The 13,586-nt window shown below is 64.1% G+C and carries 17 protein-coding genes; 9 read left to right on the forward strand and 8 right to left on the reverse strand.

Going from position 1 to position 13,586, the window contains the following annotated elements:
- Positions 1–193: 193 nt before the first annotated feature.
- Complete coding sequence (locus NKI20_RS16915; protein WP_352832112.1) at positions 194–397, forward strand: hypothetical protein; 204 nt, start codon at positions 194–196, stop codon at positions 395–397.
- 3 nt (positions 398–400) lie between these two features.
- On the opposite strand, the gene NKI20_RS16920 is transcribed toward NKI20_RS16915, so the two are convergent.
- Entirely contained in the window at positions 401–964 is a 564-nt protein-coding gene (locus NKI20_RS16920; RefSeq protein ID WP_352832115.1) for a cytochrome b, read from the reverse strand.
- Positions 965–1,251: 287 nt separating this feature from the next.
- On the opposite strand from NKI20_RS16920, the gene NKI20_RS16925 reads away from it, so the two are divergent.
- A complete protein-coding gene (locus tag NKI20_RS16925) occupies positions 1,252–1,446 on the forward strand; it encodes a hypothetical protein (RefSeq protein WP_023761065.1) in 195 nt (64 codons plus the stop codon).
- 54 nt (positions 1,447–1,500) lie between these two features.
- Here the strand turns inward: NKI20_RS16925 and NKI20_RS16930 are convergent, their stop codons facing one another.
- The gene (locus NKI20_RS16930) at positions 1,501–3,597 is read right to left on the reverse strand and encodes an EAL domain-containing protein (RefSeq protein ID WP_352832296.1); all 2,097 of its coding nucleotides are present in this window, start codon (positions 3,595–3,597) and stop codon (positions 1,501–1,503) included.
- A 223-nt stretch (positions 3,598–3,820) separates the two neighbouring features.
- On the opposite strand from NKI20_RS16930, the gene NKI20_RS16935 reads away from it, so the two are divergent.
- Together NKI20_RS16935 and NKI20_RS16940 are read left to right on the forward strand one after the other, a co-directional pair.
- Complete coding sequence (locus tag NKI20_RS16935) at positions 3,821–4,270, forward strand: ester cyclase (protein WP_352832119.1); 450 nt, start codon at positions 3,821–3,823, stop codon at positions 4,268–4,270.
- Positions 4,271–4,559: 289 nt separating this feature from the next.
- Positions 4,560–5,630: a phosphatase PAP2 family protein gene (locus NKI20_RS16940; RefSeq protein WP_352832122.1), complete on the forward strand. Its 1,071-nt coding sequence runs from the start codon at positions 4,560–4,562 to the stop codon at positions 5,628–5,630.
- Positions 5,631–5,711: 81 nt separating this feature from the next.
- On the opposite strand, the gene NKI20_RS16945 is transcribed toward NKI20_RS16940, so the two are convergent.
- Positions 5,712–6,248: a hypothetical protein gene (locus tag NKI20_RS16945; protein WP_352832125.1), complete on the reverse strand. Its 537-nt coding sequence runs from the start codon at positions 6,246–6,248 to the stop codon at positions 5,712–5,714.
- A gap of 115 nt (positions 6,249–6,363) precedes the next feature.
- Positions 6,364–6,690 carry a DUF1330 domain-containing protein gene (locus NKI20_RS16950; protein WP_352832128.1) on the reverse strand — a complete coding sequence of 109 codons (327 nt, stop codon included), beginning with the start codon at positions 6,688–6,690 and terminating at the stop codon, positions 6,364–6,366.
- A 179-nt stretch (positions 6,691–6,869) separates the two neighbouring features.
- Between NKI20_RS16950 and NKI20_RS16955 the strand changes: the two genes are divergently transcribed.
- Positions 6,870–7,562, forward strand: a complete 693-nt coding sequence (locus tag NKI20_RS16955) for a winged helix-turn-helix transcriptional regulator (protein WP_352832131.1) — start codon at positions 6,870–6,872, stop codon at positions 7,560–7,562.
- Here NKI20_RS16955 and NKI20_RS16960 read toward each other — a convergent pair.
- Positions 7,559–7,741, reverse strand: a complete 183-nt coding sequence (locus NKI20_RS16960; protein ID WP_352832134.1) for a transcriptional regulator — start codon at positions 7,739–7,741, stop codon at positions 7,559–7,561. The genes NKI20_RS16955 and NKI20_RS16960 overlap by 4 nt on opposite strands.
- Positions 7,742–7,863: 122 nt before the next feature.
- Between NKI20_RS16960 and ada the strand changes: the two genes are divergently transcribed.
- The 4 genes from ada to NKI20_RS16980 all read left to right on the forward strand — a co-directional run bounded on the left by ada (position 7,864) and on the right by NKI20_RS16980 (position 10,824).
- Positions 7,864–8,994, forward strand: a complete 1,131-nt coding sequence (ada, locus tag NKI20_RS16965) for a bifunctional DNA-binding transcriptional regulator/O6-methylguanine-DNA methyltransferase Ada (protein WP_352832298.1) — start codon at positions 7,864–7,866, stop codon at positions 8,992–8,994.
- 12 nt (positions 8,995–9,006) lie between these two features.
- Positions 9,007–9,228 carry a hypothetical protein gene (locus tag NKI20_RS16970; protein ID WP_352832136.1) on the forward strand — a complete coding sequence of 74 codons (222 nt, stop codon included), beginning with the start codon at positions 9,007–9,009 and terminating at the stop codon, positions 9,226–9,228.
- 301 nt (positions 9,229–9,529) lie between these two features.
- Positions 9,530–10,084: a methylated-DNA--[protein]-cysteine S-methyltransferase gene (locus NKI20_RS16975; protein ID WP_352832138.1), complete on the forward strand. Its 555-nt coding sequence runs from the start codon at positions 9,530–9,532 to the stop codon at positions 10,082–10,084.
- Positions 10,081–10,824 (forward strand): 2OG-Fe(II) oxygenase, encoded by a 744-nt coding sequence (locus NKI20_RS16980; protein WP_352832141.1) that lies wholly within the window; start codon positions 10,081–10,083, stop codon positions 10,822–10,824. The genes NKI20_RS16975 and NKI20_RS16980 overlap by 4 nt, the downstream gene beginning before the upstream one ends.
- A 21-nt stretch (positions 10,825–10,845) precedes the next feature.
- Here NKI20_RS16980 and NKI20_RS16985 read toward each other — a convergent pair whose 3' ends face one another.
- From NKI20_RS16985 to NKI20_RS16995, 3 genes are all read right to left on the reverse strand, one after another.
- Positions 10,846–11,781 carry a sigma-70 family RNA polymerase sigma factor gene (locus tag NKI20_RS16985; RefSeq protein WP_352832143.1) on the reverse strand — a complete coding sequence of 312 codons (936 nt, stop codon included), beginning with the start codon at positions 11,779–11,781 and terminating at the stop codon, positions 10,846–10,848.
- A gap of 75 nt (positions 11,782–11,856) precedes the next feature.
- Positions 11,857–12,795, reverse strand: coding sequence for an alpha/beta hydrolase (locus NKI20_RS16990; protein ID WP_352486093.1), 939 nt, complete (start codon positions 12,793–12,795; stop codon positions 11,857–11,859).
- A gap of 102 nt (positions 12,796–12,897) precedes the next feature.
- Positions 12,898–13,497: a dihydrofolate reductase family protein gene (locus NKI20_RS16995; protein WP_352832146.1), complete on the reverse strand. Its 600-nt coding sequence runs from the start codon at positions 13,495–13,497 to the stop codon at positions 12,898–12,900.
- Between the last annotated feature and the right edge of the window lie 89 nt (positions 13,498–13,586).

Below are 13,586 nucleotides of genomic sequence, written 5' to 3' on the forward strand. Positions count from 1 at the left end.
GAGAGAAGACGGACAAACCCCGTTTTACGGGGCATGCACATGCGGCATTTCGATTCACTCAAAACTTTCCCCGGACAGCCCTGCGTAGAACGGAAAGAAAGAAGCTAGTCGCCGCCCTTCTTCGCCGAGATGATGTTCGAGCACCGCGTGCCGGCAAGTTTCCCCGGCACCCGCATGCGCGACGGGCGCCGGCATGTTCCAGAGCGCCTACGCCGACCGCGCCTTCTACGGCCTCCAGGGCAGCATCCCCGGCTACGTCGCCGTCATGCCGCATGACCCGCTGTCTGCCCTGACCATCGCCATGACCAGCAATGTCGGCTCCGGCAACCGCCTGTCCTTCCAGGCCTGCGGGCTGCATCCCGTGGTCGACAAGGCGATCCGCATCATTCTGGGGTAAGCATCAAGGCCGCACTTGCCGCGCAGGATCGGACAGGCCGGGCACCATCTGGCTCAGCACGCGGTCGCGAAGGAAGAGATGATGGAAGATCGCCGCGGCGGCGTGCAGGCCGGCGAGCCAAAGGATGATGTCGCCAAGCGTACCATGGATTTTCGCCAGCGAAGCGCCCCAACTTCCGGGAAACGGGCCGATCGCTCCCAAGCCGTAGACCGTCACCGGGTGACCGCCGAACCAGGCGCCGAGCATCGCGGTCGCCGGAACCGCCAACAGCAGCGCGTAGAGCGCCCAATGCGTTGCCCTCGAAGCGACCTCCATCCAGCCGGGCATGGGCGGTGGATCGGGAATGCGATCGAACGGTCGCCAGACCAGGCGAATGACCAGCAACCAGAAAACGGCGAAGCCAAGAGACTCGTGCAGCAGGAGCGTGGAGGCCCTCGCCGCTGAATAGACCCGCTCCGGCGGGCCACCTGCCGAGACCAGGAAGGCGATGAGCACGAGCAGAGCCGTCAGCCAGTGCAATGCCTGGGCGAGGCCTCCGTAGCGGATTGTCGTACCGGTCAGCGACATGCGAGAGCTCCGAAACACTTGGACACGTCCTCCCGCACCGTCCCTGAACGTGCCTTCGTTTCGCTTGTTCCTCAAGTGCGTTTGATGGGTTGCCAAGGTTTTCCGTGCCGCCCGTCTGCCCTGCCGGGCATCTCGCCTACAAGGGAGGAGATTGGCAGCGTCTCCGGTAGCACACCCTCCTCTGCAACTTTCGCCGGCATTTGAATAAAAGCCGCCTGTGGATATTTACCCTCCGTTCCGCCAGGCCCGGCAAGATGGACATTAGGGCGGGATCATGGAGGGAACCATTGACCAGCGATTTTTCAGCCGCCCGCATCCACCTCGAACGTGCCTATCACTATCTGCAAGGCAATGACGAGACGAGCCGCGCTGCCTGTGACGCCCTGGATCTGTTGATCGAAGCGGTGGCGGAAGCACAGCACAGGCGACCCGAGGCTGGCGTGCTGGAGTTTCCGCGATCGACGGCGCGGCACACCGGCTGAGATGTGTCGCGTTTCAGGTGAGGCCGGGCTCACCTGAAATGCGACACGCCAGGATCAGGATGCCTTGCGGGCCATCGACGGCTCGGTCGCGCGCGAAACAATCGCCTCCAGCGGCTCCGGCCGATGCAGCAGGAACCCTTGGCCGAACGCGACGCCCATATCGCTGAGCATGGTCAGTGTATGCTGCTGTTCGATCTTCTCGGCGACCACGTCGCAGCCGAGGCTGCGGGCGATGCTGGTGATGGCCAGCACGATTTCGCGGTCGAAGCGGCTTTGCGTGATGTGCTCGATGAAGGAGCCGTCGATCTTGATCGTGTCGACGGGGAAGCGCCTGAGATATTCGAACGAACTCATGCCGGCGCCGAAATCGTCCAGGCTGACCCGGCAGTGCCGCTCGCGCGCCTTGCGCACGAATTGTTCGGCGGCGTCGAAATTGGTGACGGCGGCGGTTTCGGTGATCTCGAAGCCGATGCCCGAATGCGGCGCCCCGGTCTCTTCGATGACGCTGTCGACGAACGCCCACAGCTGCGGATCGCTCTTAGTCTGAGCCGACAGGTTGAAGCCGAGCGTCAGCGCGCCCGAGCGCAAGGCGGCACCATGCCGCGACAGCGCGGTGCGGATGATCCAGCGGTCGAGCCGCGAGGCGATGCCGAAGCGTTCGGCCACCGGAATGAACTCGCCGGGCGGCACCAGCCGGCCGTTGCCTGCGACGAGCCTTGCCAACACTTCGACATGGCGGCTTTCCTGCCAGGGCCGGCCCAGCCGATGGATTTCCTGGCCGAACAGTTTCAGTCGTCCGTCTTCCATGGCATCGACGGTGTCGGCGGCGATACGCGCCGCATTCAGCCCGCCCGAGCCAGCTTCCACTGTCGCCGAGAACACCGCGAAACGGTTGCGTCCAGCGGCTTTGGCCGCGTAGCAGGCATCGTCGGCGCATGCGAGCGCGTCGGCGACCGTGGTGTTGGCATTATCGATAAAGGCGATTCCGATCGAGGCCGCCAGCTTGCGCGTCGAGGCGGCCAGGCCGAGATCGGCCTCGCGCACAGCGCCGAGCACGCCAGTGGCGATCCGCTCGGCCTGTGCGGCATCGCAATGCGGCACCAGCAGCGCGAATTCGTCGCCGCCCAGCCGCGCCGCGTGTGCTGCCGGCGGCAGGCAGCCCCGAATGCCGGCGGCAACGCTCTTCAGTGCCAGGTCGCCGGCGGCGTGGCCGGCAAAGTCGTTGAGCGCCTTGAAGTAGTCGAGATCGACATAGAACACCGCCATCGGCGCACCCGCCGCGATATGGTCGGCGAGCTGCCGGTCGAAGGCGGAGCGGTTCCACAGGCCGGTCAGCGCGTCGTGGCGGGCGGCATAGGCGAGTTCCTGCTCGCGCAGCTTGTCCTCGGTGATGTCGCGCACCGTGCCGAGGATTTGGCCGGCAGCACCAGCGCCGGCGATGAAGCGCACCAGCGATTCAACATGCCGGACTTCGCCGTCCCGCCGGATGATGCGGTATTGCGAGGCGGTGACACCGTCCGAGCCGCGCGACGGCAAGTGAGCCTGCTCGGTGGCCTCCTTGTCGTCGGGATGCAGATAGCTGTGCCAAAGGTCGGCCGTTACCTCGTCGGTGTCGGCAACGAGGCCGAATAGGTCCCTGGTGCGGGCGTCCCAATAGCTCCTGTTGGTGGCGATGTCGTAGTGCCAGATGCCGGTGCCGCTGGCGGCGAGCGCCAGGCGGAAGCGCACATTGACCTGTTCGAGCTCGGCTTCGGCCGCCTTCTGCTTGGTGATGTCGGTCTGCACGCCCATCAGCCTGAGTGGTTTTCCGGACGCGTCGCGCTCGACGATGCCGCCGCGATCGAGCACCCACACCCAGTGGCCCTGCTTGTGCTTCAGCCGCAGCTCGGTCTCGATGGCGTTGGTCTGTCCCGCAATGTGGCGGTCGCCGCTGGCCAGCGCCCGCTCGCGATCGTCGGGGTGGGTCAGTTGCAGCCACAGGTCGCTGCTGCTGGCAAGCTCGCTCTCGTCATAGCCAAGCATCCGCGCCCAGGTCGCGGAATAGAAGCAGTCGCCGGTGCGAAGATCCCAGTCCCAGACGCCAAGTTGGGCGCGCTCCAGGGCCCTGGCCCAGAACGTTCCGTTGCGACTCTTCTTGTCCCGACCAACCATCATCTGTTTCGCTCATCCCCGCCACGGACCAATCTGCGGCAAAACCAGAGAAGAAAGCGTTACCTTGGCTGAGACAGGCGGTTGCGCCTCCTCACCTGCCATCTCTTGCCCTTTCGATTGGCCGGCAAGAACCGGAGTTTTGCGTCGGCGGATCGTCCTAGTGATCGCCCCAGGTCGTCGGCCAATCCGACGATCGCGTTGCAGAGACAAAGAGGACCTCCCAATGACCAGCCAAGAAGACAACAAGGCCGTCGTCGTCAGATGGTTCACCGATTTCTGGGGTGAAACCTATGACCTGTCCGTCGTCGACGACATCGCCGCGCCCGACATGCTGTTGAAATACTCGCTGCACGAGCCGCGTCGCGGCCGCGACGACATCAAGGCCTTCATGACCGACTTCCGCGCCGCCTTCCCGGACCTCAACTTCTGGGCCACGGCCGACCTGATTGCCGAGGGCGACTATGTCGTCGGCCAGTGGGAAGGCGGCGGCACGCACACCGGCCCGGCCTTCAATGATTTCCTCGTCGGTTCGCTGCCCGCCGCCACCGGCCGCACCATGCGCTTTACCGGCATCACCGTGCTGAAGGTGGTCGACGGCAGGGTCGTCGAGGAGATCGGGCTCGATGACGGCGTCGCCGCCCTCACCCAGCTCGGCCTTATCAAGGCCGCCTGATCGAACCGCCCGATTGGAAAGTGGCCATCGCCGCCCAAGCGATGGTCCTCTCTCGATCGTGCTCGAAGCTTGACGAGAAGCAGCCTGCAACCATTGAAAGCAGCGCGGCAGCGACGATGCGGGCGTTGCCGGCGCAACATCTTTGTCAATGAATCGTTGCCAACAAATTGTGAATTATAATCATCTAATGTAGAACTGTCTACTTGAATGCGCGTGTAACCAGATGGTAATACTTGATCTGCGAAATACTCCATAACAGTCTTTCGGGCAGCTGGCGGGATGTCCTTCGATGAATGCGCACACCGGGCAGCACGGCGATAATCGCCGCTTGGCTGCCATCGTTGACCTGGACATCGCGACAACCAGGAGGAGAGGCTGGCTGCTGACCGCGCTGTGTCTCATCTATGCCGTGACCGCTTTTTGTCTGCAGCCGGATCGCTACCTGCATCTGGCGCTATCCTATGCCGAGCCGTTTGCCTTTTTCCTGCCAGCACTCCTGGCCGCCGGCCTTGGCGTGGCGGCGCTGGCATTTGCCAGACATGCTCCGACAAGGTTCATCCTCGACACGCTCGGAAAGCGCTGGCCGACAGCCGCATCCGTGATCCTTTTGTTCTTTCTCGGCATCACCGCCTTTACCACCTTGAAGGTCGCCATTCCCGAAATCGTGCCGTTCTACGCCGACCGTATCCTGGCGGAGTTGGACCTTCAGTTGCATGGCACCGATCCCTGGGCATGGGCGCACAGCGTCGTTTCCGAACCGGTCTCGGTCGTCATTTTCGCTGGCTATGGGTATGGCTGGCTCGTGCAATGGTTCGGTACCGTACTCTTCGTCGCCTTCTGGAACGAACCGGCCAGGCGGTTGCGCTATCTATGGGCGTTCGCGCTGACAACGATCCTGTGCGGCACCGTTCTGGCGACCCTGCTGTCGTCAACCGGCCCGATATTCCACGACCAGTTCTACGGCGGTGACCGGTTTGCCGGGTTGCAAATGGCCCTGGCGCAGAATGGTTACGGCGCATCGGTCCATGTCTATGCCAACTATCTGCTTGCGGCCTACCAAAGTGGCCGCCCTGAACTTGGCGGCGGCATCTCCGCCATGCCAAGCATGCACGTCGCCATCGCCACCCTGAACGCGTTTTTCCTGGCAGGCTTCGGTCGTCGGTGGGCCATCGCAGGCTGGGCTTTTGCTGCGTTCATCCTGTTCGGCTCGGTTTACACCGGCTGGCACTATGCCGTGGATGGCTATGTCTCAATCCTTGTGGTGTCCCTGCTCTGGTACGCGACGGGACGCTTCGTCCTGCCGCAAGCGAGCCGGGATGCCATCGAGGTGGGACTGGCGCTTCCGGATCAAGCGTCATAGCGATCTATCTATCCGACGCCACCAGGAGCGAATCCAGGCAGCATAGGCGCCGCCTGGCTTCGCTGCTCGCTGGCCCGGCGCTTACTGGCTGGGAGCCATCGCGTGCTCGCATGACACTTTCGGGTTCATGTCGGCGAAAGTGCCGGTCGGGTTGCCCTTCCAGGCCCAGACATGCAGTTCGTAGAATTCACCCAGGCCATAGCGGTTGGGCGCGCTGTTGAAGTTGAACAGCTGGCCGTCCAACGATGCCGGCCCCTTCGAGGCGATGTACTCGACCGCCACCAGTTGCAGCGTGCCGTCGGCCATCGGCTCGTACATCACCGCTTCGGGACGGGCGATGTCGATCTTGTCGTCCTTCAGATACTTGCCGTTGACATAGTGGATGCCCATGGCGCCGCCGGTGACGCCGCTGGCGCAGGGAATGGGCGCATAGCCCTCCGAAGTAGCGGCTTTGACATCGAGAAACCGGCTGTTGGCGACCCGCACCTTGTCGGCCAGCGGATTGGGGGCGGACGCGGGCGCGGCCGCTTCCTGATGCGCCTGTGCGATGCTGGTGCAGACGGCCAGCATGGCCCCTGCCATGAGAAGTCTGTCGTGAAAGTTCGATATCATCTTCATTCCATTCTTCTTGAAAAAGCCCAGCTGGCCGGCCGCCGAAAATACGGAGGCCCGGCAGGCAAGCGCTGTGCCTGTTGTTGCTTGGAGATCCCGAAAACGATGCCAGGGATGCCGGTCATCCCTTCGGCAGATACGGTATCGTTCCGGCCAGATCGGTGTTGTCGATCATCTGGAAACGGCTTTCGCTGCCGCCCTGACGGGCCGAAACGAAGGGCGCATAAGCCGGATCATTGGTGAAGGCGCGGGCCGCCGCTTCCGACGGGAACGCCATCAGGGCGATCAGCGTGGTGTCGAGCGGCTTGCCTTCAAGCGTCTTCACATTGCCGCTGCGCGACAGATATCTGCCGCCATGCTTGTGGACGAGGTCGTGCACCGAGGCGGCATAGGAAGGCATCCATTGCGGGTCCTTCACCTTGATGTCTGCGATAACGTATGCGGTCATTTGTAGTTCTCCTGATTGCGGTGCACAGGGTATCCCGTGCAACCGGCCAAAGGGCTCGCATGATCGAGCGCTCGCCAACCAGTCCGCGATCTGTACCGGGGCAGTACAGTTTCCGTACTGGTCGCTTCATTCATGAGGGCCTAATGTTCGGCCCAAGCTTCGAGGGAGAGACACCAATCATGAGCCAGCACGGATACAAGCAGTTCTGCCCGCTATCGATGGCCGCCGAGGTGCTGTGCACCCGCTGGACGATGGTGCTGATGCGCGAGCTGGTGGCGGGCTCGACCCGCTTCAACGACCTGCGCCGCGGCGTCCCCAAAATGTCACCAAGCCTTCTGTCGCAACGGCTGAAGGAGCTTGAGATCGCCGGCATCGTCGAGCGCAAGGAGGTCAAGGGGGAGAAGGGGATCTTCGACTATCGGCTGACCGAGGCCGGCCGGGACTTGCGCCCGGTCGTCGAGGCAATGGGTTTCTGGGGGCAGAAATGGGTCGAGTCCCGGCTGTCGCTCAAGAACCTCGATCCGTCGTTGCTGATGTGGGACATGCGGCGCAATTTGAACCCGTCGCCGCTGCCCGAGGGGCGCACGGTGATACAATTTCTGTATCAGGATCTACCGGCGTCCAAACGCTCGTGGTGGCTGATCGTCGAGAAGCACGGCGAGGTCGATCTGTGCTGGTACGATCCGGGCTTCGACGTCGATCTCTACGTCTCGACCGACCTGCACACGATGACGGCGATCTGGATGGGATTGCTGACCGTGGAGAAGGCCGGCGGCAAGGTCGCCCTGACCGGCGACCAGGCCATCGGCAGGAAGATGCAGACCTGGCTCGGGCTCAGCCCGTTCGCGGTGGAACCCAAACGCGCGGCCTAGGAGAGCGGGGCTTCGATCGGATAATGGTCATCCTCATAAGCCTCGATCAGAGTTGCGAGAACGTCGAAGCGGTAACCATCGGGAGTGCCGACTTTCGGCTCGCTCTCGAAATAGCCGGTGATCTCAACGATTGCCCAGTCGTAATCGGCTTCGGTCTTAATGGGTCGAATGTTTTCCATCACACCTTCTCCGGATCAATCTCGTCATACTCTTTGTGCATCCCGACGAATAGGGCTGCATCCTCCTGACAGTTGGCAGGAAACGGGTGGCCGGGCCGTTTTCCCTCGGCTTCAATGCGGCCATGTTCATCACCTTGGCCAAAAATCCGAAATCCGCGCCGCTGCCGGTCGCCGACGATCCGCGCTGGGCGCGCATTGTCGCCCGTGACAAATCGGCAGACGGCGAGTTCTGGTATTCGGTGGCGACGACCGGCGTCTATTGCCGTCCCTCCTGCCCCTCGCGGCGCGCCAACCCCAGGAATGTGCAGTTGCACGGCACGCTGGAACAGGCCAGGGCGACGGGCTTTCGCCCGTGCCGACGCTGCAATCCGGACGGCCCATCGCTCGAGGCCGGTAACGCCGCGATGGTCGCCGTCGCCTGCCGCAGGATCGAGCAGAGCGAGGAAGAACCGTCACTCGCTGAATTGGCTGATGCCGCCGGCCGCAGCGCCGGTTATTTCCACCGCATCTTCAAGGCCGTCACCGGGCTGACGCCGAAAGACTATGCCGCTGCACACCGCGCCGCCAGGGTCCGCCGTGGCCTGGAAGACGGCGCCAGCGTGACGACGGCGATTTACGATGCCGGCTTCAATTCGAGCGGACGTTTCTACGAGAAATCGACCGGCATGCTCGGCATGACGCCGACGCGCTATCGCGCCGGCGGCGCCCATGAGAAGATCCGCTTCGCCGTCGGCGAATCCTCGCTCGGCACCATCCTGGTCGCCTCGAGCCAGAAGGGCGTCGCCTCGATCCTGCTCGGCGACGATCCCGACGCGCTGGTGCGCGACCTGCAGGACCGTTTCCCCAGGGCGCGCCTGATCGGCGGCGACCGTGACTATGAGGCGCTGGTAGACCGCGTCGTCGGTTTCGTGGAAGCACCATCGCTCGGCCTCGACCTACCGCTCGACGTGCGCGGCACCGCCTTCCAGCAGCGCGTCTGGCAGGCTTTGCAGGACATTCCGGTCGGCCAGACTGTCTCCTACGCCGAGATTGCAGAGCGCATCGGCACGCCAAAGGCCACCCGCGCCATCGCCGCCGCCTGCGCCGCAAACAAACTTGCCATCGCCATCCCCTGCCATCGTGTTATCCGCAAGGATGGCGCCCTGTCCGGCTACGCCTGGGGCGCAGAGCGCAAGCGCGCGCTCCTCGACCGTGAAGCGGCCGTCGGATCGAGCGTGGTGAAGACACCCACATATCGGTCTTCGCGGGCCTGACGAGGACCCGCGATGCACGCGATGGCAAGCTCTCCCGATGCGAACAGCCAGACCCAAGCTGCCGCCAGCCGCGGCATCCAAGAAGCGAAGTCACGGGTGATGGCCGCCATCGGCACGCTTGTCGCTGACGGCAGAGCCGAGTGGAGCCGCACCGCGACCGGCGAGATCGAGCTGCGGCTGTGGACCGGAGAGGTATTCGTGCTTGGCGAGATATTCGTCACGCGCGTCGAATGAGCACCATCAGCGCTCTACGGCGCCCCCCTCTGTCCTGCCGGACATCTCCCCCTCAAGTGGGGAGATTGGCAGCTTCAGCGCCTCGCTCATTCTTGCAACATTGGAGATTGGCGAAGGCCGCGATGACAGCCAATCTCCCCACTTGAGGGGGAGATGTCCGGCAGGACAGAGGGGGGCGCCGTAGGGCACCGACCTTGGCATTAATCCTCAGATCCCCGAGATTTGAATTTGAAAGCAAGCACCGGAGTGAGAGACGGAAGGCACACGGCTAGGTTCAGGCACAGACAAAGGAGTAAAGGCAATGAACCTCATGCAAACCAATATGCCGGCGACAGCCACCAACGTCGCCACCCTCGACACCATCGCCTACGCCATCGGGCAATCCGCGATCGGCAACATCCTGGTGGCACGCAGCGATATCGGCGTCTGCGCCATCCTGATCGGCTCGGATTCCGACGCACTGGGGCAGGACCTTGGCCATCGCTTCCCCGGCAAGATGCTGGTCGAAGACGAGCCCGCCCTGCGCGACGATCTCGCGGCAATCGCGCGCTTCGTCGAAACGCCGGCCGCCGGCCTCGACATGCCGCTCGACATGCGCCACGGCACGCCATTCCAGCAACGGGTCTGGGCCGCGTTGCGCGCTATCCCGTGCGGCGCTACCATCACCTACACAGCGCTGGCCCGGCGGCTCGGCCAGCCGAGCGGCGCCCGTGCCGTGGCAACGGCCTGTGCGGGCAACGCCATCGCGCTCGGCATTCCCTGCCACCGCGTCGTCCACACCGACGGCACGCTGTCCGGCTACCGCTGGGGCGTCGAGCGCAAGCGCACTCTGCTCGACAAGGAGGCTGCGATATGAACGCCCACGCCAAGGTCGCCCCATGCGTGGTCGAAGCCGCCGAGACACGCATCGCCGGTTACGACTGGCCGGCGCTTGCCGCCGAACTCGACGGCTTCGGCTGTGCGGTGATCGAGAAATTGCTCTCGCCGCAGGAGTGCCGGCAGATCGCCGGCCTCTATTCGGATGAGCAGCATTTCCGCAGCCATATCCATATGGCCAGGCACGGCTTCGGCAAGGGCGAGTACCGCTATTTCCGCTATCCCATGCCGGACTTGCTCGGCGGCCTGCGCAGCGCGCTCTATCCCAAGCTGGCCGAGGTCGCCAACCGCTGGAACGAGCGCATGGGGCAAGCCATGCGCTACCCCGCGACGCATGCCGCGTTTCTCGAACAATGCCATGCCGCAGGCCAAACGCGGCCGACGCCGCTTCTGCTGCAATATGTGCCTGGCGACTTCAACTGCCTGCACCAGGACCTCTACGGCGACCTCGCCTTCCCGCTGCAGGTGGCTATCCTGCTGTCCGAACCGGGCCAGGATTTCACCGGCGGCGAGTTCGCGCTGACCGAACAGCGGCCGCGCATGCAGAGCCGGGTCGAGGTGGTGCCGTTGCGCCAGGGCGACGCCGTTGTCTTCGCCGTCCACAACCGGCCGGTGCAGGGAACCAAGGGCAACTACCGCGTCAATCTGCGCCACGGCGTCAGCCGGCTGCGCTCTGGCATGCGCCACACGGTCGGCATCATTTTTCACGATGCCAAGTGAGCGTCATGGACGAGGGGCGCTTCATTCCGCGTCCTCGGAGACCATATCCAGGATCCACGGACATGCATAATAGTCGGCGATGCGGTCGATCAGACCGTAGGCGGCGTGGATCCGCACCAGATACGCCGGCCGCCAGACCTCGCCATGCAGCCTGTCGACGACCAGCACGATCTTCCCTTCGATCACGCCCGGCCGCATGCGCCAAGGCAGCTCGCTGCGCTCATATTCGATGAAGTAGGGCGAGCCTGACAGCAGGCCGTTGTAGCAATCCGAGACCCGCAGCCGCGCATCGGCACTGGTCAGCGCTCGCACCCCGTCCCAGTCTCGCCTGTTGAACAATTCGACATAGCGGCCGAGCAGCCGCGCCAGTTCGGGATCGTGTGCGGGTGCTGCGCCCGGTTGCGCCGGCAAGGCGGCGAGCTTGGCACGGCCACGATTGAGCGCCGACTTGACGCCACCTGACGTCGAGCCGACCAGATCGGCGATCTCCTCCAGCGAATGGTCGAAGACATCCTTGAGCAGCACGCAGGCGCGCTCCTTCGGCGGTAGGTGCATGACCAGCCGCTCGATGGCACGGCCGGCACCGGGACCGGCGGGCTCGACAGGCAGCACGATGTCGTCGCCGGCATAGCCAGCCTCGGCTCGCTGCCGCGCGCGGCGGCTTCTGATGAAGTCAATGCAGCGGTTGTGGGCGATGCGGAACAGCCAGGGCCGCAGCGCCTGCGCATCGTCGAGCCGTTCGATCTTGCGATAGGCCTCGAACAGCGCCTCTTGCATGATGTCCTCGCCATCGAGGGCCGAACCGGTCATGCGCGCGCAGTAGCGGTGCAACCTGACGCGCAGATGCGAGACGGTCGCCAGGAACGCCGCGTAGCGCAGGTCGTACAGGCCTTCGGGGTCGAGACTCGGTTGCATCCCTTGCGACGTCTGACGGGATTTGCGGATCTGCTGGTTCATCGCGGCATCACCACACCTTTGCGCAAGCGCCACGCTTCTACAAGTGAGAGTTCGACACGATCAGCTGGCGCATGGTCAGGCCGCCCTGTCGCCAGCAGCCTTGCTGGCATCGGGCAAGCCCAGTCTCGGCCGCACCCAGGCGGCCAGGCGGCCGATCGCGTCATCTGCTTCCGGCGCCCGGCCGGCCATCATCTGGAAGGAGTGCAGCATGCCGTCAAAGACATCGAGCCGCGTCTCGACCCCGGCCAGCCTGGCGCGCTCGGCGAACATGCGGCTTTCGTCGACCAGCGTCTCGTCCGCACCGGCCTGCAGGAACACAGGCGGAAAACCGGTGAGGTCGGCATAGAGAGCGCTAACCTCCGGATCGAGCCGGTCGCGGTCACCGATGAAGTTGGTCACCAGCCAGTCGACGGCGGCCTTGGCGAAGGCCGGGTCCTTGTCGCGGTTGGTCTCGTAGCTGGCGGCGGTCAGCGCCATGTCGAACCAGCCGGAGATGATCAGCGCGGCGACGGGCAGCGGCCGCCCTTGCGCACGCAGCCGCTGCAGGACGCCATAGGTCAGGATCGCGCCGCAGGAATCGCCGGCAAGCACGATGTGGCCGGCATCGAAGCCCCGATCGGCGAGCCAGTTCCAGACCTTCATCGCCGCATCGAGCTGGGCCGGATACTTGGCCCGGTGCGCCAGCGGATAGTCGTAGAGCAGCGCCCGGCAGCCGACGGCCTTGGCCAGATGCCCGACCAGCTTGCGGTGCGTATAGATCGAGCCGCCGATGAAGCCGCCGCCATGCGCATAGAGCAGCACACGCCCCTCGTCGGCGCCCTTCGGCACCGTCCACATCGCCGGCACGCCGCCGGCATCGACCTCGATATAGTCGACGCCGCCGGGTTCGCCGGTCAGTGCTGTCCAATGCGTGTCGTTGTGGTCGATGATCGCTTGCGGGCTGGTCAGCTTGCCCGCATTGGCGGCGATCGTCGCGTAGTGGTTCCTGTTCGCCTCGCTCTGTATGCTCGCCATGCTGGTCTCCCGGGTTACGGATCGCGGGCTGCGCGACCTTCAAGGACAGAGACGAACGGGCGGACAAAAAGGATACGTCAGGTCCCGGATCTTCTCTCTCCCTCACCCCACCGATGCGTAACGGTTGACCACCATGCCGCAAGCATAGTCCTTCGAGCCGAGCAGCCGCAGGTTTTGGAAACCGCCCTGGTCGAAGATCCGGCGTCCGGCCCCTAGCACCGCTGGATTGATGAACAGCTGGAACTCGTCGACTAGCCTGGCCGCGATCAGCGCGGACGCAAAGCCGGCGCCGCCGAAGACGGCCATATCGCCACCCTCGCTCGCCTTAAGCGCATTGACTTCGCGCGGCAGGTCGCCGCTGGCCACCCTCGTGCGCTCCCAGGCCGGCTCCCAAGCCGAATGCTTGAGCTTGTCGCTCAGCACCACCTTGCGGGCATCGACGACGCGTTGCGCGAAAGCATAGAACGGATCGCGCGGAAATTTCTTCGCCGCATTGCCCCAATGGGCGAGATAGCCTTCCTGCGCCATCTTGCGGCTGAGCAGGATGGTATCGATGCCGGCGAACACGGCGTTGAAGTCCTGCTTCAGTTCCTCGTCCCAGGCGCTCTCGTCACCCCATTCCCAGAGCTGCCAGGCATGGTCCTCATTGGCGCCGACAAAGCCATCGACCGACATCTGCATCTGAAGGATCAGCTTTTTCATCGTTACTCTCCTTCGGTTTGTGCCGGCTTAAAGCGGGCGCCCAGTGAGCCGTCGCGACCAGCGCTATGTGGTTTACATTTGGAACCATT

It is taken from the genome of Mesorhizobium sp. M0830 (assembly GCF_040319965.1).
Classification (GTDB): domain Bacteria; phylum Pseudomonadota; class Alphaproteobacteria; order Rhizobiales; family Rhizobiaceae; genus Mesorhizobium.